This window comes from Sorangium sp. So ce590 (assembly GCF_051521365.1).
Lineage (GTDB): Bacteria > Myxococcota_A > Polyangia > Polyangiales > Polyangiaceae > Sorangium.
In genome coordinates, this window is record NZ_CP150346.1 from 305,765 (window position 1) to 328,373 (window position 22,609).

A 22,609-nucleotide genomic window follows, 5' to 3' on the forward strand; every position below is an offset into this window, starting at 1 on the left:
CCGAGCGATGCCTCGGCCCTGCTCCGAGCCTCCGGTCGCGGTCACTCTATGGGAACCTCCGCTCACCCCCGCCCGCCTTCCGGGCCCTCGATCAGCGTTGACTCGACGGACATCGAAGCCCTGAAGCGGGAGATCGAGCGGCTCCGCGTCGTGGCCTCCCGCGATCGCGGGTGGCTCGACGCCGTGCTCGAGCACAGCCCGCACGGCGTCATCCTCTGCGACGCCTCCGGCAAGCTCGTCCTGCACAACCGTGCGGCGGAGCGCATCTGGGCCGGCAGCGCCTCGACCGAGTCGATCCAGGACTGGACGCTGTATCGCGCCTTTCACGAGGATGGCCGCCCGTACGAGGCCGGCGACTGGGCGATGGCGCGCGCGATGGCCGCACGGCAGGTCATCGAGAGCGAGGAGACCCGGATCCAGCGCTTCGACGGGACGCGGGGCATGGTCCTCGGGAGCGCCGCGCCGCTCATCGGGCCCGGAGGCGAGCTCGAGGGGGGGATCTCGGTGTTCGCCGACGTCTCCCGCCTGAAGCAGGTCGAGGCGGAGCGCGGCGAGCTCGCGGCGCAGCTCACGAGGCGCGTCGAGGAGCTCGATCGCAGCGCCCGGCTCACCCAGGCGCTGCTCGCGGTCAGCTCCGCGCTGAGCGGCGCGGTCACGGTCGAACAGATGTCCACCGCCGTCCTCCGCGACATCCACCGCGTGCTCAACGCCTCGACGACGATGATGTACGCGGCGGACGAGGCGGCCGGGGTCGCGACGCTGATCGGCCAATGTGGGCTCGAGGCGCAGCGCGCGACTCCTTACGTGACCGTGCCGCTCGACGCCCGACTGCCGCTCTCGGAGGCGCTCCGGGAGCGGCGGCCGATCTGGGTGGGTACGAAGAGCCGCCTGCACGCCGGGTACCCCGAGCTCGCGGCGCTCAGGCCTGCTCGCGACGACATCGAGGCGCTCGCCGTCCTGCCGATCATCACCCACGGAGCGCTGCTCGGCGGGCTCTCGTTCTCGTTCGCGACCGAGCGGGCGTGGACCGATGAAGAGCGCGAGTTCTTGCTCAGCGTGGCCGCGCAGTGCGCATCGGCGCTGGACAGGGCGCGCCTGCTCGAGCAGGAGCGCGAGGCCCGCGCGCGCGCCGAGATGCTCGCGGCCGAGCTCGAGCGGCAGCAGGCGACGCTTCGCCTGCTGAGCGAGGCGGGCGCCGTGCTCTCGAACTCGCTCGACGACGAGGCGCGGCTCACGCACCTGACCCACCTCGCGGTCCCCACGCTGGCGGACTGGTGCGCTGTCGACATGCTGAACGGCGACACCATCGAGCGCGTGGCCGTTCACCACGGCGATCCGGCGAAGATCGAGCTGGGAGAGCGCCTGCGGGCGATGTCGCCGCCCCGGCCCGACGCCGCGACGGGCGTGCCCGCGGTCATCCGCACCGGCCGCCCCGAGTGGGTGGCCGACATCCCGGGCTCCGTGCTCGAGTCCGCCGCGCAGGACCCCGAGCACCTGCGCCTCATCCGGTCGCTCGGGCTCAGGTCCTACGTCGTCGTCCCGCTCCGGGGGCGCGAGCGGACCATCGGCGCGCTCACGCTGGTCCACGCCGAGTCGGGCCGTCGCTTCAGCGAGGCCGACGTCGCGCTCGCCGAGGAGCTCGCGAACCGCGTGGCCTTGCTGATCGACAACGCGAGGCTGTTCCAGCAGGTCGACGCGTCCCGCCAGCAGCTCGCGGGCCTGTTCAACCAGGCGCCCGCCGGCATCTGCATCCTGCGCGGCCCCCGGCACGTCTTCGAGCTGGTCAATCCGACGTATCATGACATCCTCGGCGGTCGAGAGCTGATGGGCAGGCCGATCCGGGAGGCGCTCCCCGATCTGGAGGGCCAGGGCATCTTCGAGCTCCTGGATCGGGTCTACCGGAGCGGGCAGCCCTACGTCGGCACGTCCGTGCCCCTCCGCCTCCGCCGCGGCGCCGCCGGCATGGAGGAAGAGCGCTTCTTCAACTTCGTCTATCAGGCGATGCGCGCGCAGGGCGGCAGCACCGAGGGCGTCATGGCGTTCGCTTTCGAGGTGACCGACCAGGTGCTGGCGCGCCGCCACGTCGAGCATCTCGCGATCGAGCTCTCCACGAGCGAGGCGCGCCTCCGCACGCTGGTCCAGGCGACAACGGCCATCGTGTGGACGACCACGCCGGAGGGGAAGATCATCGAGAGCTCGCCGAGCTGGCGCGAGTTCACTGGCCAGGACGACGCCGAGTACCTGCGCGGCGCCTTCATGGAGGTGATCCACCCGGAAGATCGGGAGGCGACGGCGCGGGCCTGGTCGGACGCGACGGCGCGCGGGGCCGTTTACGAGGCCGAGTACAGGCTCCGCCGGAGGGACGGCACGTATGCCTATACCGTGGCGCGCGCGGCGCCCGTCCGCGCGACGGACGGCAGCATTCGCGAGTACGTGGGCTGCAACATGGATATCAGCCTGCAGCGCGAGGCCGAGCGGCTCACTCGAGAGCACGCCGAGGTGCTCGAGACGCTCCACGAGGTGGGGCAGGCGCTGTCGGCGGAGCTCGAGCTCGACGCGCTCGTCCAGTCGGTCATCGACGCCGGGACGAAGCTCTCCGGCGCGGCGTTCGGCGCGTTCTTCTACAACGTGAACGACGCGCAGGGCGTCAGATCCGTGCTGTATGCGGCCTCGGGGGCGCCGAAAGAGGCCTTGTCGCGCTTCCCGATGCCGCGGAGCACGGCGGTGTTCGCGCCGGCGTTCAGCGTCGATGGCGTGATCCGCCTCGATGACGTGACCCGGGATCCGCGTTACGGCACGGACCCCTCTTCTCAGGGCCCGCCGGAAGGGCACCTCGCCGTCACGAGCTACCTGGCCGTCCCCGTCGTCTCCCGGAGCGGCAAGGTCATCGGCGGCATGCTCTTCGGTCACCCGAGGCCGGGGGTCTTCACCGAGCGTTCCGAGCGCGTCACCGTCGGTCTCGCCGCCCAGGCGGCGGTGGCGATGGACAACGCCCGGCTGTTCCGTGAGGCGCAGTCGCTCATCCGCGCGCTGGAGCGGACCAACGCCGAGCTCGACCAGTTCGCGTACGTGACGAGCCATGACCTGAAGGCGCCGCTCCGCGGTATCGCGAGCCTCGCCCAGTGGATCGAGGAGGACCTGTCGGACAGGCTCACCGCAGAGACGCGCCATCAGATGGAGATGCTGCGCGGGCGCGTGCGGCGCATGGAGGCCTTGATCGAGGGGATTCTGGCCTACTCCCGCGCCACGAGGTTCCGCGAGAAGCCGGAGAGCGTGGACCTCGAGAAGCTTGCGCGGGAGGTGGTCGAGCTCATCGCCCCCAAGCCGCCAGCGCGGGTCACGCTCGACGTGCCGCCCGCGATCCTGAAGACGTACAGGGTGCCGCTGCAACAGGTGCTGATGAACCTGATCACCAACGGGCTCAAGCACGCCGGCCGCGAGGATGCGACGGTGTTCGTCTCCGCCCGGGAGCAGGGTGACAGGTACGAGATCGCGGTGTCGGACAACGGGACGGGTATCGCGCCTGCGTTCCAGGAGAAGGTGTGGGGGATGTTCCAGACGCTGCAGGCGCGGGACAAGGTGGAGAGCACGGGGATCGGCCTTGCCATCGTGCGGAAGATCGTGGAGAGCCGCGGTGGGCGGGCCTGGGTGGAGTCGGACGGCGAGAGCGGGGCGACGTTCCGGTTCACGTGGCCGAAGAGGGAAGAGGCGCAGGGCGCCGCGTAGCGCGCCACGACCGGGGGCGTTCGCTCCCGGAGACGGTGGATGCGAGATGGATTCCCCGCCTCGGCCACGGCTGGCCGAGGTCGAGGCGCGCTCGAGGGGGGCGGCACCCCGGGCAGGCGAGGGGCCGCGCTCAATTCGAGGGCTTCGGCATCTGGAACACCACGGTGTCCTCGTCGGCCTCGAGGTTGTTGACGCTCCAGTAGATGGATCCGCAATCGATGGCGATCTCGAAGAAGTACGGCTGCCCGGTCGCGAGGGTGGTCGTGTCTCCCATGCCGATGTGCGCCCTCCGCACCTCGCCCTGACCGGCGCCGTTCACGTAAACGGTCCAGTAGACGAACTCGTCGTCCACCGCGAGCGACTTGGAGACGGCCTGAGCGTCGACCGTGGTGGTGAAGGGCGGGGCGTCGAGCGCCGCGTCCGTGGCCTTGGACTGGACCGCGCCGGTGTTGTCGGTCACCCAGTGCACGACGCCGTTGGCGAGGACGATCTCGCTCGGGTTGCCGTTCGTCTCCGCGAAGACCTCGGCGGTCTCGCCGAGCGGGTCCTTCGTCTTGCGCAGGATCTGGCGCTCCATGTACTCCGCCCAGTAGACGTGCGTCGCGTCGACGGCGATGCCGGTCGGGTAGCCGCCGGAAGCGATCTGCTCGGCGAGCGCCTGGCTGCCATCGGCCTTGGCCCGCCAGACGGCCGCGGGCGTCTGGGTCACCCAGTAGACGCTGTCGCCAATCGAAGCGATCCGGCCGAAGCCCGGGACGACATCCTCGTCCTCCTGCCGAGGGACCTCCGCGATCGGGATCGGGCTTGAGCTCGGCGGATCGATGGAGATCCCGAGCACGTTCCCGTTGCTCCAGTTGAGCCACGAGAGCTGTCCGCCCGAGTAGGTGACCCAGGACGTGTCTCCGAACCCGACGGTGCCGGGCAGCGTGCGCGCGGTCCCGCCGTCCTTCGGGATGGAGACGATGCCCTCGCCGTTCGCCAGGAGCACGGCGTCCTGGGTGACGACCATGCCCTTCGCGTTCCTCCCGAGCTCGCCCGGCACCTGCGTCACCGGACACTGGCCCGCGGTGCAGCTCGACGGGGCACACGAGGGCGTGCCCCCACCCGACCCGCCCGCCCCGCCCGCCCCTCCATGGCCGCCGGAGCCCGATGTCGTCGTCGCCGACCCGCCGCTCCCGGACCCCGCGCCTGTCGTCGTCGAGGACGAGGTGGTGATCGCGTCCGTGCCAGGCTCGATGCCGAAGAGGAGATTGCAACCGGTGCCCGCCGCTGCGATCGCGAGCAGGGCGCAGGGCAAGGCGATCTTGCTGTGCATGACCGATTGTAACCTGGATGCGCGCGCCTGATCGCGGCGTCCGCGCTCACGCCAGCCTGCGGAGCTGCTCCAGCCGCCGGCGCTGGTCGGTGTCGCGCCGCTTGATCTTCCCGGTCCTGAGCTCCTCGTACGGCCCGCACACGGGCCGGTAGTCGCACTGCGCGCACGCTCCCTCGGCCGGCATCGGCAGGAGCGCCGCCTTGTCGATCGCGTCGCCGATGATCCCCGCCACCTGCGCGGCCGCCTCGCGCGCCCGCGCGTCCAGGTAGATCGGCACCTCGGCGAACCCGCCGGCGGACGTGCAGTAATAGAGCCGCCCCGACTCGACCTGCGTCCCCGGCGGCATGAGCTTCTCCAGCGCGAGCGCGTAGAGGACCGGCTGGAGCGCGCCGCCGCCGCTCACGACCGCGTCGCGCGGGGCCCGCGCCTTGCCCGTCTTGTAGTCGGTCGCCCGCATCGCGCCCCACACGCTCCGCTCGACAAGGTCGATCGACCCCCTGAGCCTGACCCCGCAGTCGAGCGCCACCGCCTGGTCCGAGCTCCCCGGGTCGCGGGTGGCGAGGCGGCGCGGCAGCCCGAACGACAGCTCGAAATGGATCGGCTCCCAGTCGCGGTCCTCCGCGGCGCGCCGCAGCCACTCGCGGAGGTCGGCCCGCACCGACGCGATGCCGTCGTCCCAGACGCGCTGGATCGCCGGCGCGAGCTCGTCCGCGTAGCGCGCAGCCACGCGGTCGAGCGCCCGATCGAGCTCGGCCCGCGCCTCGTCGAGCGAGGCCACGCTCACCGGCAGCTTGCCCGCGTCGCGCAAGGCGACAAGCACCTCGTAGAGCACGTCGTGCACGAGCCGGCCGCGCTGGAGCGGGTCGAGCTCCTCGATCGCCGCCGGCGCCGGGCGCGGCGCGAGCTCGTGCACGGCGTGGAGGAAGAACCGGTAGGGGCACGCGGCGAAGTGCTGGAGCGCGGTCGGCGAGAACGACCGGCGCCCGAGGGCGTGCCTCGCGAGCGCCTCGCGCGCCTCGGCGATCGGCTTGAACAGCCCGTCGGCGCTCGTCCAGCCCGGGATCCAGCGCCGCGCCCGGAACCGGAGCGCCCGCGCCAGGTGCGGGTTCGCGCCGAGCAGGTAGCGCGCGGTGCCGATGGTCCGGTCCTCCGGCAGGCTGAAGAGCGTCTCCAGGAGCGCGAGATCGTGCTCGGCCGCGTCGATGGCGTCCTCGGGCCGCGCCGGCGCGGGCCAGCCGATGCGCGCGGCGCCGCCCTGCTCGGCGCGGCGCTCGAGCTCGCCGAAGCCGGGCAGCCGGCCCTCGGCCGCGCGCAGGAGCTCGAGCCCGTAGAACGAAGGCACGCGCGGTCGGGACTGGTCCATGTCGACGCGCGGGTACGACACGACGAGCTTGCGGCGGGCCGCGCCGACCGCGAGCCGGAGCGCGAGCCGCTCGCGCGCCACCCGGTCGTCGCTCGTGTCGAGGCCCGAGGCGCCCCCGGCGATCGCCCGGCGGAGCGCGTCGCGGAGGATCGGGTCCTCGGTGACCTTCTGCGGGAAGATCCGCTCGGCGAGCCCGGGCACGAAGACCACGTCGAACGAGCGCCCGCGGGCGGCCTCGATGGGCGCCACGAAGAGGCGCCCGTCGCGGCGGGCGGCCGGGGGCAGCACGAGGTCCGTGAGCCGGTGCGCGAGGCAGAGGCGCACCTCGCCGAGATCCACCGGGCCGACGTCGGCCATCGGCGCGAGCTCGGCGAGCACCGCGAGCACGCGCTCGGGCCGCCTCAGCGCGCGCGTCGCGAGCGCCGAGAGCCGCTCGCGCCACGCGCCCCAGGTCGCGCGCTCGCCCGGGCTCGGCAGCGCCGCGAGCAGCGGCAGCGCGAAGTCGCGGAGCGCCGCGAGGTCCGCGAGCATCCGCGCGACGCGCGCGGCGTCGCGCTCCTCCGGGGCGCGCGAGAGCTGCAGCCGGAGCTCCCGCTCCAGGCCGGAGAGCCGCGCCTTCCACCGGTCGAGCCCGCCGATCACCGCCGCGTCGACGAGGATCCGCTCCCAGCGCCGCGGGGCGCGCAGGGTGCCGTCGTGCACGGGGGCGTCGGCGGGACTGGCTGTCGGATCGGGGGTGGCGGCTGTTGGATCGGTATTGGGGCCCGTCGAAGGGGAGTTATTGCCCGTCGAAGGGGAGTTATTGCCCGTCGAAGGGGAGTTATTGCCCGTCGAAGGGGAGTTATTGCCCGTCGAAGGGGAGTTATTGCCCGTCGAGGTGGCGTTATCGCCCGTCGAAGGGGGGGGTTGGCCCGTTCGATCGGGATCTTCGCTGTCGGCCGGTGTGTCGTCGAAAGGCGCCTCGTCGAGCTCGCCGCGCAGGAGCGCGGGGAAGAAGTCGTCGTCCGGCGGCACCCACCGGTCGGCCTCGGACGTGGCCGGCGGCGGCTCGCCCGCGGGCGTGGCGTCGGGCACCTGCCCGAGCGAGAGGTACTCGGCGAAGCGCGACGCCGAGAGGTGCTCGGCCGCGCACGCGAGCAGCGCGAGGAGCGCGCGTCCCGCGGGATCGGGCTGGACCGAGCCCTGCGCGAAGTGCGCGGGGATCCCGGCCCGGCGCAGCGCCTCGACGAGGTGCGCCCGGTACTGCTCGGGCGCGCGCAGGAGGATCGCCATCCGCTCGAACGGCACGCCGCGGCCGGCCTCGCGCAGAGCGATGCGCGCGAGCTCCACGCACTCCCGGCTCTCCCCGGGCGCGGAGAGGATCTCCACCTCGTCGCCGAGCCCCGGGGCCTCGTCGGTCAGCGGGTCGAACAGGTGCTCCTGCAGGCGCGCGAGCGAGGTGCTGGGCGCGCCCGGCGGCGGCCCGTCGCCCGGGTCGTCCGCGTCGGTGCCCGCGTCGGTGCCCGCGCCGGGGCCGTCGTGCGCGGCCGACACCGCGGCCAGCGCGACCCGCCGCGGCGGCGACCGGAGCGCGGCCTCGAGGTGGCGCAGCGACGCGGCGTCGCCGGCGGGCACGGTGGCGAGCGCGTCGGGCGAGCGCGCGGCCATCGCCTCGAGGAGATCGCGCTCGAGCGCGAACCGCACCGGCAGGTCGAGCAGGAGCATCGGCAGCCCGAGCAGCGGGTGCCTCGCGCGGGGGTCGCCGTCGTCCTCGGCCCGGGCGCGCTCGGCCGCGAGGCGCAGGACGAGCGCGCGATCGGCGAGCCCCGCCTCGTCCAGGGCGGCGTCGAAGGCGTGGGCGATGCGGTCGAGATCGGCCGGCGCGAGCGCGTCCGGATCGACGCCGGCGAGCCGCACCTCGTCCAGCGTCCGCGCCACGGCGCGCGGCAGCCCGGGCCGATCCGCGACGCGGGCGAAGCGCCCGAGCAGCCCGTCCTGCGCGAGCCCGCCGATCGCGCGCGCGCACAGGGCCTCGATCGCGAGCGGGCTGGCCGGGACGAGGCCGCGCGCGGCGAGCGCCGGCATCGCGAGCGCGGCGGCGACGCGCCCCAGGGTGAGCCGGTGCCAGCCGAAGGTGGCGCGGCGGCCGCGGATCGACGCGCGGGCGAGCTCGCTCACGGCCTCGACGGAGGCGCCGACGAGGAGCACCCGCTCGGCGGGGCGCCGGCGGCGCAGCCAGCCCACGGCGCGATCGAGGCGGGCGGCGGCGCTGGGCGAGGTGATGAGGGCGTGGGGCACGGGGGCGCTGGGGAAGGCGGCGGCGGAGCATACCGCTGCGCGACGGTGCGGGCCGGCGGAGTGTGATGCAGAACGGAGGGGGAGGAAACCCGCCGCGTGTGGAGCACAGGCGCGGGCAGGCGGGCGAGGGAAGGCGAGGGAATGGCCGAGCGACGAGGGCGCAGCGCTGCTTCGGTACCGCCTGCCCTCGGTCGTCCTCTGCATCCACGGCGGCGTCATGCTGCGCGACTTCGCGTCGAGGCAGCCTCTCGGCGCGTTCCGGGACCGCCGGGGCCCGGCCGCACGGGGCGCGGTGCCGTCGGTGCGAATCGTGCGGCGCGACGCGCCGGAGCGCCCGCGGTGGAGCAACGGGTGTAGGTGCGCTGCAGCAGCCTAGCTACGGAGATTCGCTGAGAGGCAGCGGAGGGGCGCGGTCAATCCATCGGATTACGGGGGTAGGCCGCGGGGAGGTGCGCCCCCGAGGCGGAAATGCCAAGGTAGGCCGCGGCGGCTCGTGGTCTATAGGTCTATATGCTGGACTGCGCCGGCAGGGCCGTGCGTTCCAGGTAATTGCGAGTTTGGGCAGATGAAGCGTCGGCTTCCGGAACTCGGAAAAGTACGATGGTCGCTTCCGGCGGCGCTGCTCATTGTCAGAGGCGATCCCCTTCCCCCGCATGCGGGGCCGTGATAGACGGGTCGCACTGTCGGCGCGGAGTGCGACCTGAGGGCGACATGGACACCTTCCTGAAACTGCGTACGCGTAGCGTGTTTGTGCCCGGTGGGCAGCCCCACCATACCTACGTGAGTAGGAATGAATATGGACTTGAGGATGAGATACGCGCCAGTACGGATAACTTGTGTAAGCTAGTTACGGTCACGGGTCCGACGAAGTCCGGGAAGTCCGTTCTCGTTAAGCGCGTCTTTCCTGGGAACACCGCCGTGTGGATCGATGGCGGCTCTGTGGCAACCGAAGACGATCTCTGGACACAGGTCATCGGACAACTCGCAGCGTCGACAAGCACTGCGAGCACTGAAGAAACAGCGAAGACGACAGCCGGCGGCATTGATGTCGGCGGCGAAGTCGGCTTGAAACTGGTCGGCAAGGTAACCGCCAAGGCTAGCGTTCTGCACTCGCGTGCGTCCAAGTCTACAACGACCAGTACGAGAACTTCAACGCACCGTGCGGGGGCGGTTGCCGCACTTCAGCAATCCCGCCGCCCTTTGGTTATCGACGATTTTTATTACATTCCGGAGCCACTTCAGGCGACAATCATTCGGGACTCTTAAGTCCCTCATATACGAAGGGTGTCCCACGATAATACTTGCCATACCGCACAGGCGGTATGATGCAATTCGTGTTGAGCGCGAGATGACAAGTCGCGTTCAGCAGGTTCATGTCCCCCTGTGGACCGTCGATGAATTGCGCCGAATTCCAGACGTTGGACTGCCGCTTCTCAACGCCTCAGTAGATGACGGGCTGATAGAGCTTTTCACTGCCGAGGCGCTCGGTAGCCCGCACCTTGTCCAGGAATTTTTTCGCGAACTCTGCCTTCGGGCCGGTTTGCTGGAAACCTCAGATGTGCCTGTTGATGTCCGGCCGCAGCCCTCTGCGACTGCTCTTCTGGGCGATATTGCGCAACACCTCAGTCGCCCGGTTTTCGACGCGCTCGCTCAGGGGCCACGCCAACGATCGGACCGCATACCGCGCCCCTTTCGCGATGGACGCACTGGGGACATTTATCACGCGGTGCTTAACGCAATTGCGCAGCTCAAGCCAGGTATGGGGACGCTGTCGTACGAGCAGATTCGATCCGCACTCCGGGAATTACTAATCGATTTACCCCAGGCTCATGAGGTTTCGCGTGTTCTTGAGCACATGAGTACTATTCAGGCCGACCAGGAGGCGTCAGCGCCGGTGCTTGATTGGGACAAGCGGAATCGGTGTCTACATATCACAGATCCCTACCTCGCGTTCTTTTTAAAATGGGGCGCCGACGTGTTTGCTGTTGAGTACGTTGTGCCGGTAGCGTCGGCAACTCAGTCGCTTCCGCCGCCCACACGAGCGAAGTCGGGGAATCGGGTTCCTGCGAAGCCTTCAGCTCAAGGTCTTGCTGGCGCGCACGCGTCCGACGCCGGAGTTCGTGCGACTGGCGTCGGAGTGCGCAGCAAGAAATCGGACGCGGATGCTCCTAGCGCGGGAGACACGCTGAATGCGAATGAACGCGCTGTGCTGGGTTGTCTTTCGGCGGTGAATGGGCCTTTGACTCTGTTCGCTCTCGCAGAGCGGGCGTTCCCGGAACTCCCACCCGAGAAGGCAAATTCGTGGGTTCGCAACTCGGTCCGCAAACCGCTTAGGTTGGGTCTGATCGCTCGAGCCGGCAGCGGGGCGTACTCGTTGCGTAAAGCGCCTAAGCGCTGACGGCGCTGCGAGCAACCAGGACGAACTGCCCAACAAGGGGCTGCACCCGGCGGCGCTTCGCGCCGCGGGTGAGCCGCAAGTCGTGGGACAGCCGAGCATTGAGCCAAGCCTGCAAAGGCCACCTCATCGGTATGTACGGCGACGGCCCCGACCCGCTGGCCAGGGATGGCTCCGATCCGACATCGCCCTTGAGTGCGTGTTGGCCCCATACCGGCCGGCGTGCGATCCTCCTCGCCATGGTCTCCATGCGCCACGAGTGCCTCGTGGATCTTTTCAAGAACCGTCCTTCCCTGGCCGCCGAGATGCTCGTCGAGGTGCTCGGCGTCGTGCTCCCGGCCTACAGCGAAGCCCGCGTCGCCTCGGTCGAGTTGAACGAGACGCAGCCGGCGGAGTACCGCGCCGACCTTGTCATCCTGCTGCTTGAAGGCGGCAGGCCGGTCCGGGTGATCATCGTCGAGGTTCAGCTCAGGAAGGACGAGGACAAGCGCTTCACCTGGCCCGCCTACCTCACCGTTTCGCGGGACCAGCACCGGTGCCCTGCCGATCTGCTCGTCATCGCGTCCGACCCTCTCGTCGCGGCATGGTGCGCGGAGCCGATCGAGCTCGGCGTGCCCACCTTCGTGCTGCGCCCGCCCGTGCTCCGGCGAGACGGGATTCCGGTCGTGACGGACCCCGCGGAAGCAGCCCGCCGTCCAGAACTGGGGGTGCTCTCGGCCATGGCGTACGGCGAGACCGAGCAAGGGGCGACGATCGCCGGGGCGGTGCTACCCGCGATCGATGCGCTCGATGACGAGCGGGCCAGATTTTACTACGATCTCGTGTACAATTCCCTCAACGATGCCGCCCGCTGGGCGCTGGAGGCGATGATGAAGGGGTACGAATATCAGAGTGACTTCGCCAAGAAGTACGTCGCGCAGGGCGAGACCGCCGCGAATGCGCGCGCCGTGATCACCGTGCTCAAGGCTCGCGGCATCACGGTCCCGGATGACGCGCGCGAGCGCATCCTGGCCCAGAAGGATGTAGAGCGTCTGGAGCGCTGGCTGGAGAAGGCCGCCGTTGCCGCCTCGCTGGCTGAGGTGCTCGACGAGCCGAGCTGACAGCGCCGGTCAACCCGACTCCAACGACGAAACGATGTGGCGGATTCCTCCGGTTGCTGGCGTGGCCGTCGCATACGCACTCGGGAGAATTCGAGATCAAGGTTCATGCTGCTCGACGCGGCGCAGACATTATAGTCAATCAATCATCTGACGAACGGACGAACCAGTCCGGGAACTATGTTTTTACCGAGTGGCGCTCGTCGGGCACATCCGGACGGGGGATCGTCACGTAGTGTCGCCCCGCCGAACGAGGGGCTGGTACCGACGAGCGAGTGAGCTCTGCGCATCGCGGCACACACCCCAAGGCGTTGGGCTGGGGTCGGGTCGGGGGAGAGGGTTGGAAGCATGGGTGCGGGTGGCCAGCGCGCAGCCTCCGCACTTCCACGACCCGCCCGGGCACCGAGTTCCGGCCCCGAACGGCTCTCGCGAGCTGCCGAAGCGAGTTCCTCTCCGCCCGTCGCGTCCCGATGCAGGCGACGCGGCCGTCCTTCGCTGCCTGCCTCCGTCGTCCTCCGCTATACTTGCCGCGTCATGCTGTACGACGCCGCGGCGAGCCAGGCAGGCCGCCCCTTCATGGACCGCCGCGCCCCGAGGCCCGCGTGAACGACGACGACCTTCGCTGGATGGAGCGCTGCCTCGAGCTGGCGGCGCTCGCCCGGGGGCGCACCGCGCCGAACCCGATGGTCGGCTCGGTCATCGTGCGCGGCGGCGAGCTCCTCGCCGAGGGATTCCACGAGCGCGCCGGGCTGGCCCACGCCGAGGTCGACGCGCTCCGCAAGCTCGCCGGCCGCGCCGAGGGCGCCACGCTCTACGTCAACCTCGAGCCGTGCTGCCACCACGGCCGGACGCCGCCATGCACCGACGCGATCCACCGCTCCGGCGTCCGGCGCGTCGTCATTGGCATGATCGATCCGAACCCCCTCGTCTCCGGCAAGGGCGTGGCGATGCTCGAGAGCGCCGGGGTCGAGGTGGTCATCGGCGTCCGCGAGCTCGAGTGTCGCGAGCTCAACCGCGCTTACATCGCGAGCATGGCCGAGCGCAGCGCCCTGAACGCGCCGCGCGAGTGAACGCCCCCGCCGCCCCGGCGGCGGCGATCGACCGGGCGCGATCCCCCCGCTCGCGCGTGTCGTGACCCCATCGCCCGGAGAGAGCTCGCATGAAGGCGGGAATCGGGAAGATCGTTGAGCGTTCCCTTCCACCCTTCCGCCTTTCCGCTTTTCCGCCATCGCGCACTCGTGCTCCGATCGGACCACCACCCTCGCGCGCCACGCCGGGACCCCCGCCGCCCCGGGGCCGACACGGGCGCTCCGCGCGCACGGCGCTGGCACCACGCTTGTTATGCCCTCCGCTCACCCGCGGAGCCGAGCGGTGCCGAACTGTGGGCGCCCTCACAATCGGCCGCTCTAGACACCATTTCTAGAGGGAAAGGTGGCAGTATGAAGAATGCTATCCCGATTGCGATCCTGTGCCTCGGCGGGCTCGGCTGCGCGGATACGCCTGCTGGCGACGAAGGCGAGCAACCATTGCTCACGTCCCGACAGCGCATCGTCGGAGGCGCCGTGGACACAGCGCACGCCTATGTCGTGGGCGTGGGCACCCGCAGCCGGGCGTTCTGCAGCGGGACCGTGATCTCGCGGCGCACCGTGATCACGGCGGGACACTGCCACGGCGCGCTCACGCGGGTTTACTTCGGCACGAGCCTCGGGCGGCGCTCGGAGAGCGTGCGGGTCGAAACGTCGCGGCGGCACCCCGAGTACGACCCGGGCACCCTCGAGAACGACCTCACCCTCCTCAAGCTGGAGAGCGACGCGCCCGTGCAGCCCGCGCCGCTCCTGCGCGAATCGATGGAAAATAGCGGGTGGTACGTCGGACCGGACTACACCTTCGTCGGATACGGGGTCTCCGACGGGGTCGCCGGGACGGGGTTCGGCATGCGCCGCGTCGTGACGTTCCCGATCCTGGCGATCGGTCCGGCCCAGGTCGGTGGGACGCCTGGGACGATCGACGCGACCCAGTTCTATTACCAGTTCCCCGCCATGAACACGTGCGCCGGAGACTCGGGAGGTCCGGCGTTCCTCGTGCGGTCGGGCGTCGAGCGCCACGCCGGCGTGACGTCGTTCGGCGACGACCCCTGCACCCTGGACGGGGTGCAGGCGCGCACCGATCTCGACCAGATCTCCCGGTTCATCCAGCCGACGATCGACGAGTTCGAGGCGGACAACCCGTGCCGCGCGGACGGCCGCTGCGACGCGACGTGCGATGTCGGCCCCGATCTCGTCGACCCCGACTGCGCCGATCTCCACTGCGGCGCAGATGGGGTGTGCGCGCTCGCGTGCGTGTCCCCGGCCGACCCGGACTGCGCCCTCGGCGACGATGGCGTGGAGGAGTGATCGGCGGCGGCGCTCAGGGCGTGTCTGCGGGGTCCGCCGGGTCGCTGCCGGCGCTCCGCTCGTCGCCGTCGAGAAAGCCGTCCTCGTCGCGATCGATGCCTGTGCGGTAGCCCGAGCCCGGCGGCGCGCACGTGTACGTCAGCGGGCGCCCCGCCGCGACGGCGATCTGGCGGAGCACGGCGTCGGGGATCGGCGGCAGCGCCATCCGGTCGGCGGCGAACTTCCCGGCTCCGGCGTAGAGAAAGCCGATCTCCTGCAAGATCACGTGGCTCTTCACGACGAGGTCGCACTCGCCGGCATTCGCCCTCTCGATCAGGAGCTCGACGCGCGGGCCAGCGGCGACCTGGTCGTCCCAGCGCAGCGTCACCTGCTGGCCGACGATCGGCGCGACGTTCGAGTCGAAGGCGAGGAGGTACGCCTCGAGCTGCCTTCGGACCGCGTCGCCGGCCGGCCGCGCTCGTCGAGCGAGCCGCTGTCCGGCTGGGCGGCCTCCGCGTCGTTGCCGCCCGTGCGATCGCCGCGCCAGTGCATGGGCCCATGGTTCGCCATGCCGCGCAGGCTCTGGGTCGTTGTCGGGCCCTTCATCGGGTGGAGCTGCTGCGGCATCGGCTGCTGCGTGAACAGGTTGAGCAGCGGGCCGACGAACGGGCCCGGGTTGTTCGTGACCGCCGCGCCCGGATTGCCGAGATCCCACCCGAGGCTGTCGAGGTCGCCGAAGATATGGCAGCTCGCGCACGAGGAGTCGCCGTGCGCCGAGCTCGATCGCGCGTCGTAGAGCTGGCTCCGCCCGAGCGTGACGCTCGGCGGCTCGGGGCTGTACATCGCGACGTGCGCCGTCTCGATCCGGCACGAACGTGTCGTCCTCGGGCGCGGCCGTGCCGAGCACGCCGATCTTGCTCGAGCCGAGCGCGGCCACAATCTTCCCGTTGGCCGGGTTGACGACCATGTTGAAGAGGACCGTCCCGACGCCGGTGAAGACCCCCGAGGGCCCGGCGACGGGCTGCGGTGGGCTCGCCATCGCGTCGATGGCGAACACGTCCTTGCCGGGCAGCGAGAGCTTCACGCGATGGTCCCAGGGGCCGCCGAGCTCGTCGACCCAGTGCGCGCCGTCGAACTTGACGATGAGGCTGACCTCGGGCGCCGGGTCGCCGTCCGCGTTGGTGGCCGGTCCCGGCGAGGAGCCGTCGGGCACGAGCAGCTCGGTGACAACGGTGGTCTGGTTGCCCCAACGATTCACACGATCACGCTCTCTCGAGATCCATGAATCAACGCTCGTGTTTCAAGCTTGAAACATGTGCGCTGTCCCACGGGCGTTCCGTCCTCGGAGGCTGTGGCGCGTCGTGGGGCAATCGTCGAATAGCAATACAATAGCAATAGCAATGGCCATGGCGGCGCCGCGGTGTGCGGTGCGTGGCCACCAGCGCGTCGGCGAGACGACCGGGGCCCTCGTGCGCGCGCCGGTGTGCCCGGCGCGGGGGCTCTGACGGGAGCTGGAGGAGGGCAGGAAGAGGAGGGAGGGCGGTCAGCGCGGGAGAGCTCGAGGACGCCCGGACTGGGCGCCGCGGAGCGGGGGCGCTATTTCTTCGCCATCACGTACCGGAAGCCACGGCACCCGGCGCCCGTGCCGAGCGTGCCCGCGCGGTGCGCCTCGATGCCGTGGAGCTCTTTCACCTTGAGGTCGTCGAGCCGGCAGATCATGGGGACGACCTCCGGCACGCCGTGCCGCCGCGCGAAGGTCACGAGCGGGCACTCGCGCACGTCGCTGGCCCTGCCGAAGCGGAAGGCGCCCGGCTCACCCGCGAGCATGCTCCTCCTGCGCAGGCGCCGCGCGGGCTTCAGCCGGAACACGATATCCATCGCGGCGCCGAGGAGCGGGCTCCGGTGAAGCTGCTTGCGGTAGAACGCGAGCAGCATGTCCTCGGCGAGGCGCAGGGCCGGCTCCCGGTCCACGCCGAGGTCGTGCAGGAGCGCCTGGTAGATCGCAAGCACGGGCGGGCCGAGCTCGAAGAGCTTGCGATCCATGCTGCTCCCGAACTGCGGTATCGTCGCCTCCAGCGCGAGGTACCGCTCCTTGGCGCGCGTGTGGAGCTCCGCCGCGCACTCTTCGCCGAGCTCGCGAATCGCGACGAACCGGCCTTCGCTGAGGATCTGAGCGAGACGTTCCGACGGCGACGACGACATGCTCGGAAATTATCACATGCGGCGCGCGAGCAAGAACCATTGTTCAAATTTCCACGGCGGAGATGGCCACTCGGAGTGGCCGGGCTGGCCGGCCAATGGGTCCACTCGCCTGGCCGGCCAGCCCGGCAGGGGAGCCGGCGTGTTCGGATGAGTTCAATCCGGACGCACACGGTTCTGCCGGAGTGCCTGATCGCCGGACAGGAGCTCTTGTGGCAGCCCTACGCGGCCCCCGGGGCCCACAGGCCGGGCACGGGCGTCCCGCACGCTGGGCACGCGCCGCCGGAGAGGAGGACCTCCTGCGTCTCGTAGTTGAACCGCCGCACCACGACCTCATGGCAACCCGGGCAGCGGGTATGCGAGAGCTCGCGCACGCGGTCGGCCACGTTGCTGACGTAGACGTACTTCATGCCGCGCGCGTACGCGACGCCGGCCACGTCCACGAGGAACGCCGGATCGGTCGTCAGCCGATCGCGCATCTTGTAGCGTGGGTAGAAGGCGTTGAGGTGCCACGGGATGTCGGGATCGACGCCGGCGATCTCGGCGCCGAGGGCGCGGAGGCCGGCCGCGTTGTCGTTGAATCCCGGCACGACGAGGGTCACGACCTCGACCCAGTAGCCGAGGCCCCGGGCCTCGCCGATCGCCGCGAGCACCGGCTCCACGCGGCCGCCGAGCGTCCGGTACTGGTCGGCGCTCCACCCCTTGAGGTCGACGCGGAACACGTCGGTGACCGGGCGCATGTACGCGAGCGCCTCGGGGGTCGTGTTGCCGTCCGAGATGAGCGCCGTGACGAGCCCCCTCCGCCGCGCCTCGGTGAACACCGCGCGCGCCCACTCGGCCGTGATCATCGGCTCGTTGTAGGCGCTCGCGAGCACCCCGCAGCCCGCTGCGACGGCCACCTCGACGAGATCCACCGCGCTGATGTCGATCGGCTCGCCCTCGCCCTCGGGCTCGCGGAGGGCCTGCGAGACCTTCCAGTTCTGGCAGTAAGGACAGCGCAGGTCGCACCCGAACATGCCGAAGGTGAGCGACCTCGCGCCGGGGCGCACATGGAAGATCGTGTTCGTCTCGACCGAGCGCACGTAATGGCGAGCGACGTAGCCGAACGGGACGCGGAGCTCGCCGTCCTTCTCGAAGCGGATCCCGCACGCGCCCGCGCGCCCCGGCGAGAGGACGCAGCGGTGCGCGCACGCGGTGCACCGCAGATACCCCTCCTCGGGCCCTCGCTCGTAGAGCACCCCGGGCACGGTGCGGCGGGCGAGCTTCGCCGTGAGGGGCTCGCCCCCGGCGCTGCCTTCTCCCGCCTCGGCGAGAGCGCGCTCGCCCCCGGCGCTGCCTTCTCCCGCCTCGGCAGGAGCGCGCTCGCCCGCGGGCGCCGCGCCGCGCACGAGGTCCTCGACGCGGACGTGCGGCCGGCTGCCCGGGTCGCGCGAATCGCGCAGATCGCGCGATTCGCGCGGATCGACGATCGCTGCTTCCGGGGCGCTGCGGCCGTTCGTCACCATGGGAAGGCGCCCATCCTCGCATCGACGCCGCGAAAGACAAGGGCCGGCGCCCGCGACGGGGGTGTCAGTCCGGCAGCGCGCCCGCGCCCTCGGCGAGCCCGGCGAGCTCGTCCTCGCCGAGCTCGCGCTCGCCGGCGAACGCGATCCCCACGACGGCGCGCACGCTCGCCGAGGCGCCGCGCACCGGCAGGGCCACCGCGGCCTGCGCCGCGACCGCCCTGGCCCCCGGCCGCACGTCGCCGGACGTGTCCGTCTGCAGGTTGCACGTCTGCACGGGCTGGCCGCGCTCCCAGGCGAGCCCGGCCATGCCCTTGCCGCGCGGGACGCGGCGCGTGATCTCCTGCACCTTCTCGGGGATGTTCACGGCCGCGGTCAGCGTGAGCGCGTCGCCCTCGACGAGGTGCACCGTGCCGGCGATGCCCCCGTTGTCGGCGACGAAGCTCCGCAACCACGGCTCGAGCGACTCTCGGCGCGCTTGCATGGCCGCACCCTCGACCGGCGCGGCGCCTGCGTCAACCGCGAGGACCGGCCGGGGCCGTCCGTCGGACGACCCGCAGATGTAGCGCAGGTGCGGAGAGCAGGGCGCGTCGTGCCAGCCGCGCGCCGGAGTGGACCCGTTGAGCTGTACTGCCACCCTGACGGGTAGATCGCGCGTATGCGGACAGCGTGACTTCACGCCAAGAAGAAATTGAACACGCCGCCTCTCGAGGAGAAGGTATCCGGGCGTGTGCGTCCTCGCGGGGGCTCTCGCGCACTCCGTCCGCGCCCGCCTCGAGCCCCTCGACGCGCGACTCCTCGCCTGCGCGCGCGGAGCGCATGATGACCGGAACGCGGCTCGTGCGCTCGTCCTCGCGCAGCGCCCGGAGCAGGCCGAGCCCGTCGAGGTTCGGCATCATCACGTCGGTGAGCACGAGATCCGGCGGGCTTTCGCGCGCGGACTCGAGCGGCCCGAGCATCAGCGTGAGGGGCGTGCGAAGCTCGTGGCTCACGTTGCTGAAGAAGGCTGTCTTCGCGCGATCGAGCTCGGCGAGGGCCTCCGCCCGCCGCTTCTCTTCCTCGTACGCTTGCGCGTTGGCGACGCTGGCCGAGATCTGGCCGGCCACGAGGTGGAGGAAGCCGCGGTAGTCGTCGTCGAAGAGGCGGAATGGATTCAATCCGACGATCAGGACCCCCGCGCGCCCCGTCTCGCCGGATGGGAGAGCGAGAGCGTGGCGGCTCGCGCTGGCGGCCTTCGCCACGCGCCGGTCGGGAGGTCCCCGAGGTCGGACGGCAACTCGACGACGCGGCAGGTCTCGTGCTCGCGCAGCACCCCGGCGAGCGGGACAGTTGCGCTAGGCGCCCTCGTCGTCGGGCGGCGGCGCGTCGAGCACCGCGCGCAGCGCCCGGCGCGTCACGTCGGGCGCGTAACCCTGCCGCGCCAGGAACGCGTAAAGCTTCTGCCGCTGTTCCATCGGCTGGAGGCCCGAGAGGGAGCGGAGCTTCTTCCGCGCTGCCCGTTCGGCCACGGCGAGCTCGTCTGTCCCCTCATCGGCCATCACCTGCCGGATCGCCGCGTCGGCCACGTCGCGCGCGACGCCCTTCCGGGCCAGGTCCTGCTCGATCCTGCGGCGCGAGCGCGGCTTGCCCACGATGCCCGAGCGCGCCTTGGCCTCGGCGAAGCGCGCGTCGTCGAGCAGCCCGTTCGCCGTGAGGCGCTCGATCGCGCTCACCACGTGCTCCCTCGGCTCGCCCTTGTCGATCAGGCGCTTCTCCAGCTCCCTGGCCGATCGCGCGCGGAACGACAGGAGCCGCAGCGCCCGCTCGTAGGTCTTCTGCGCGCCGGCGCCCTCGCCGGCCTTCCGGAGCGGCTCCGCCGCGGCGGCGGGGCTGTCCTGCCCTGGCGCGAAGCCCGCGGCGCTCGCCTCGGGGACCGTGGCGAAGGCGACCCCATCGACCAGGATGACGACGTGGCCAGGCTTGTCGGGCGAGGGGACGATCCCCGTGATGATCGGCATGCGTGGCAGCACGATGGCGCAGCCCGCGCGGGCCGCAAGCGCCCTCGCGCCCGCCGGCCGGCGACCGCCGCGATCGGCCGCCCGGCCGCTCCTCTCGGAGCTCGAGTCAGGGATCCAGCACGAGCACGCCGAACGCCTCGGGTACATGGAAGTCCGGCTTGGTCGTGCGGGGCGGGCTCCACGCGAGGTAGTGCCGCGGCCCCTTGCCCTCCATCCGGTAGAGGTTCATGGGCAGCCGCGCGTCCGGGGCGAGCGCCTTCACGATCCCCGGCGCCGCGATCCGCGCCTCGATGACGGCCGTGCGCTCGTCTGCGCTCTGGCTCGTCGCGATCGTCGCGCCGCTCGACCACGCCGTGTCTTCCAGGCGTGCATCGCGGTCGATCGCGATATCGAAGAAGTGACCGAACGGCCCGATCTCGACCTCGAAGTACCGCTTCGGCGCGCCCGGATCCGGCGTCAGGAACAGCTCGATACAGTCCTCCTTGTAAAGCCCCTTCCGCTCCTCGCCGACGGGCCTCGAGCGATCCGTGTTGAGCCCGGCGTTCGAGAGCTCGAAGAGCGCATGGAGCCCCGCCGTCGACCAGAGGAAGCGCGCCCGCGTGGGGAATCCGGTGCGCTGGCCGGCATAATCGGTGTCCCACTGCACGGCCTTCGCGCGGCTCCAGGCCGCGTCGTCCGCCTTCCCGTCGAGCACGATCTGCTCTCCCGGCGGCAGCCGCGGCGCGCGCGCCTCCGGCCTCGCCGGGGTCCCGCCGTCTTGCCCGCCCTCGGGTGCCCTCTGCGAGGCCGGCGGCGCGGGCTCTGGCCCCTTTGTGGACCCGCCGGGCAGGGGCGTTTGCCCGGGCTCCCAGTCGAGCCGGAAGGGCGCCATCGCCTTGTAGTGGACCGGCCTCGGGGTCTTCAGGAGATCGGCTCCGTCCCCCGTGATCGCCGTCGCCGCGAGGTCGAGCCCGAAGCGCTTCGCCGCCGCGTCGATGAGCGGCGATGTCCGGTGGCCGCCGAGCTCGCGCGCGAGCGCCGGGCTGTTCCAGACGCCGAGGAGCTCCGCCACCACCCGGTCGACCCGCACCGGGTTCGTGCCGCCGACCGCCACCCTCTCCGCGGTGGGGCGCAGGACCTGGAAGCCGTCTCCGCCCATCGCCGGCGCGCCGTCGCCGAGCACGGCGTCCGGCGTCGAGATCTCGAGCACGTCGACCATCCGCTCGGCGAAGACGCGGAGCGACGAGAGGTACAGGGCGCGGTCCTCCTGGCCGGCGGCCTTCGTGTCGAGGTACGTCTTGAGCTCCCGGTGCATCCTCCACTTCTGCTTGTAGGCAGGCGCGCTGTCCGACAGCATGACCGTGCCCTGCATGCCCTTGATGCCGGCCGAGATGACCGAGTACCTGTGCATCTTGAGCCGCGGGAGCGACAGGAAGAGCCCGCGGTCGAGGTGCTCGGCCAGCACCCTGGGCATGAGCAGCGTCGGGACGTGCGTCGCCTGGATTCCGCGGATGGCGAGGGGCTTTCCGGGCTTATCTCCGGCGACATCGAAGACCCCGTCGTCGTCCATCGCGACGAGCGCGGCGCCCTCCTCCGCGGCCATCGCTTCATAGCCGGTCCGCTGCACGAGGTCCTTCCAGAACTTGTGCGAGTGGCCGCAGCCCTCGGCGATCGTGATCTTCGTGTGCCCGCGCGCCTTGAGGCACTGGACGACGCCTCGAACGAACTCCGGCTGCGTGATGCGGCCGGTCACGCCGTCGTCGCCGTTCGACTTCGCCGGGTCCTTCACGCTGTCGAAACCGCAGATATTCGGCTTGAGGAGCACCGGAGTCGCCGCGGGCCGCCTGGGCACCACCGCCTCGCAGATGCGCTTGCCGAGCTCCAGAGGCCCCTCGCCGCGGAGCACGGTGACGGGCGAGTCGTCGGCCTCGAGGCGCTCGATGTGCCGCTTCCTGAGGGCGGCGCCGTCGATGCTGTCCGACGCGATCACCGACGGGCCGGCCTCGTACCGCTGCGACGCGCCCGCGACCACGTCGCTCGACGCGCCCGGCGCGGCGGTGGGCACGGCCGGGTGCGCGGAGGCGGCGGCGAACGAGGCGGCGCTCGCCGCCGGCGCAGGCGCGGCCGTCGACGCCGGCGGCGGCGCCGCGTCGAGCTGAGGCTGCGCGGCGGCGGGCCCGCCGTCGCCGGGCTGGCGTTGCCGGTCCCCGCAGCCCGCGAGGACGGCGACCAGCGCCGCGATCGCGAGGGAAGACCGTCGCGCCCGGCGGCCATGGAGCGCCCGTGTCCCGTTCATCATCGCGAGCACGATGGAGCGAAACGGCGGCGACGAGAAGGCAGAACGTGCAAGGTGGGGAGGGGACCGCCGCCCGGAGGCGCACCGAAGA

Annotated in this window: 14 protein-coding genes and 2 pseudogenes; 6 read left to right on the top strand and 10 right to left on the bottom strand. The window is 71.3% G+C overall.

Going from position 1 to position 22,609, the window contains the following annotated elements:
- The first annotated feature begins 48 nt into the window (after positions 1 to 48).
- Positions 49 to 3,726, top strand: a complete 3,678-nt coding sequence (locus WMF28_RS01160) for a GAF domain-containing protein (RefSeq protein ID WP_437600149.1) — start codon at positions 49 to 51, stop codon at positions 3,724 to 3,726.
- Between the two features lie 130 nt (positions 3,727 to 3,856).
- On the opposite strand, the gene WMF28_RS01165 is transcribed toward WMF28_RS01160, so the two are convergent.
- Both WMF28_RS01165 and WMF28_RS01170 read right to left on the bottom strand, forming a co-directional pair.
- Complete coding sequence (locus WMF28_RS01165) at positions 3,857 to 5,041, bottom strand: ABC transporter permease (protein ID WP_437600150.1); 1,185 nt, start codon at positions 5,039 to 5,041, stop codon at positions 3,857 to 3,859.
- 46 nt (positions 5,042 to 5,087) lie between these two features.
- Positions 5,088 to 8,681, bottom strand: coding sequence for a PD-(D/E)XK nuclease family protein (locus tag WMF28_RS01170; protein WP_437600151.1), 3,594 nt, complete (start codon positions 8,679 to 8,681; stop codon positions 5,088 to 5,090).
- Between the two features lie 711 nt (positions 8,682 to 9,392).
- On the opposite strand from WMF28_RS01170, the gene WMF28_RS01175 reads away from it, so the two are divergent.
- The 5 genes from WMF28_RS01175 to WMF28_RS01195 all read left to right on the top strand — a co-directional run bounded on the left by WMF28_RS01175 (position 9,393) and on the right by WMF28_RS01195 (position 14,566).
- Positions 9,393 to 9,947 carry a hypothetical protein gene (locus tag WMF28_RS01175; RefSeq protein ID WP_437600152.1) on the top strand — a complete coding sequence of 185 codons (555 nt, stop codon included), beginning with the start codon at positions 9,393 to 9,395 and terminating at the stop codon, positions 9,945 to 9,947.
- Positions 9,948 to 10,029: 82 nt separating this feature from the next.
- Positions 10,030 to 11,079, top strand: coding sequence for a hypothetical protein (locus WMF28_RS01180; protein WP_437600153.1), 1,050 nt, complete (start codon positions 10,030 to 10,032; stop codon positions 11,077 to 11,079).
- Positions 11,080 to 11,315: 236 nt separating this feature from the next.
- A complete protein-coding gene (locus tag WMF28_RS01185; protein ID WP_437600154.1) occupies positions 11,316 to 12,176 on the top strand; it encodes a hypothetical protein in 861 nt (286 codons plus the stop codon).
- 599 nt (positions 12,177 to 12,775) lie between these two features.
- Positions 12,776 to 13,243, top strand: coding sequence for a bifunctional diaminohydroxyphosphoribosylaminopyrimidine deaminase/5-amino-6-(5-phosphoribosylamino)uracil reductase RibD (ribD, locus tag WMF28_RS01190; protein ID WP_437600155.1), 468 nt, complete (start codon positions 12,776 to 12,778; stop codon positions 13,241 to 13,243).
- A gap of 369 nt (positions 13,244 to 13,612) precedes the next feature.
- Positions 13,613 to 14,566, top strand: coding sequence for a S1 family peptidase (locus WMF28_RS01195; protein WP_437600156.1), 954 nt, complete (start codon positions 13,613 to 13,615; stop codon positions 14,564 to 14,566).
- Between the two features lie 13 nt (positions 14,567 to 14,579).
- On the opposite strand, the gene WMF28_RS01200 is transcribed toward WMF28_RS01195, so the two are convergent.
- The 8 genes and pseudogenes from WMF28_RS01200 to WMF28_RS01235 form a co-directional block, all read right to left on the bottom strand.
- On the bottom strand, positions 14,580 to 14,933 hold the full coding sequence (locus tag WMF28_RS01200; RefSeq protein WP_437600157.1) for a thrombospondin type 3 repeat-containing protein: 354 nt from the start codon (positions 14,931 to 14,933) through the stop codon (positions 14,580 to 14,582).
- A gap of 89 nt (positions 14,934 to 15,022) precedes the next feature.
- A pseudogene (locus WMF28_RS01205) lies at positions 15,023 to 15,791 on the bottom strand (hypothetical protein); the annotation flags it as partial.
- Positions 15,792 to 16,141: 350 nt separating this feature from the next.
- On the bottom strand, positions 16,142 to 16,747 hold the full coding sequence (locus tag WMF28_RS01210) for an L-2-amino-thiazoline-4-carboxylic acid hydrolase (protein ID WP_437600158.1): 606 nt from the start codon (positions 16,745 to 16,747) through the stop codon (positions 16,142 to 16,144).
- A 218-nt stretch (positions 16,748 to 16,965) separates the two neighbouring features.
- Complete coding sequence (locus tag WMF28_RS01215; RefSeq protein WP_437600159.1) at positions 16,966 to 18,249, bottom strand: radical SAM protein; 1,284 nt, start codon at positions 18,247 to 18,249, stop codon at positions 16,966 to 16,968.
- Positions 18,250 to 18,313: 64 nt separating this feature from the next.
- Positions 18,314 to 18,730: a GAF domain-containing protein gene (locus WMF28_RS01220; protein WP_437600160.1), complete on the bottom strand. Its 417-nt coding sequence runs from the start codon at positions 18,728 to 18,730 to the stop codon at positions 18,314 to 18,316.
- Between the two features lie 31 nt (positions 18,731 to 18,761).
- Positions 18,762 to 19,570: pseudogene (locus WMF28_RS01225) on the bottom strand (response regulator); the annotation flags it as partial.
- A 10-nt stretch (positions 19,571 to 19,580) separates the two neighbouring features.
- The gene (locus tag WMF28_RS01230) at positions 19,581 to 20,243 is read right to left on the bottom strand and encodes a regulatory protein RecX (protein WP_437600161.1); all 663 of its coding nucleotides are present in this window, start codon (positions 20,241 to 20,243) and stop codon (positions 19,581 to 19,583) included.
- Positions 20,244 to 20,349: 106 nt separating this feature from the next.
- Positions 20,350 to 22,521 (bottom strand): DUF362 domain-containing protein, encoded by a 2,172-nt coding sequence (locus tag WMF28_RS01235; RefSeq protein WP_437600162.1) that lies wholly within the window; start codon positions 22,519 to 22,521, stop codon positions 20,350 to 20,352.
- Positions 22,522 to 22,609: the final 88 nt, after the last annotated feature.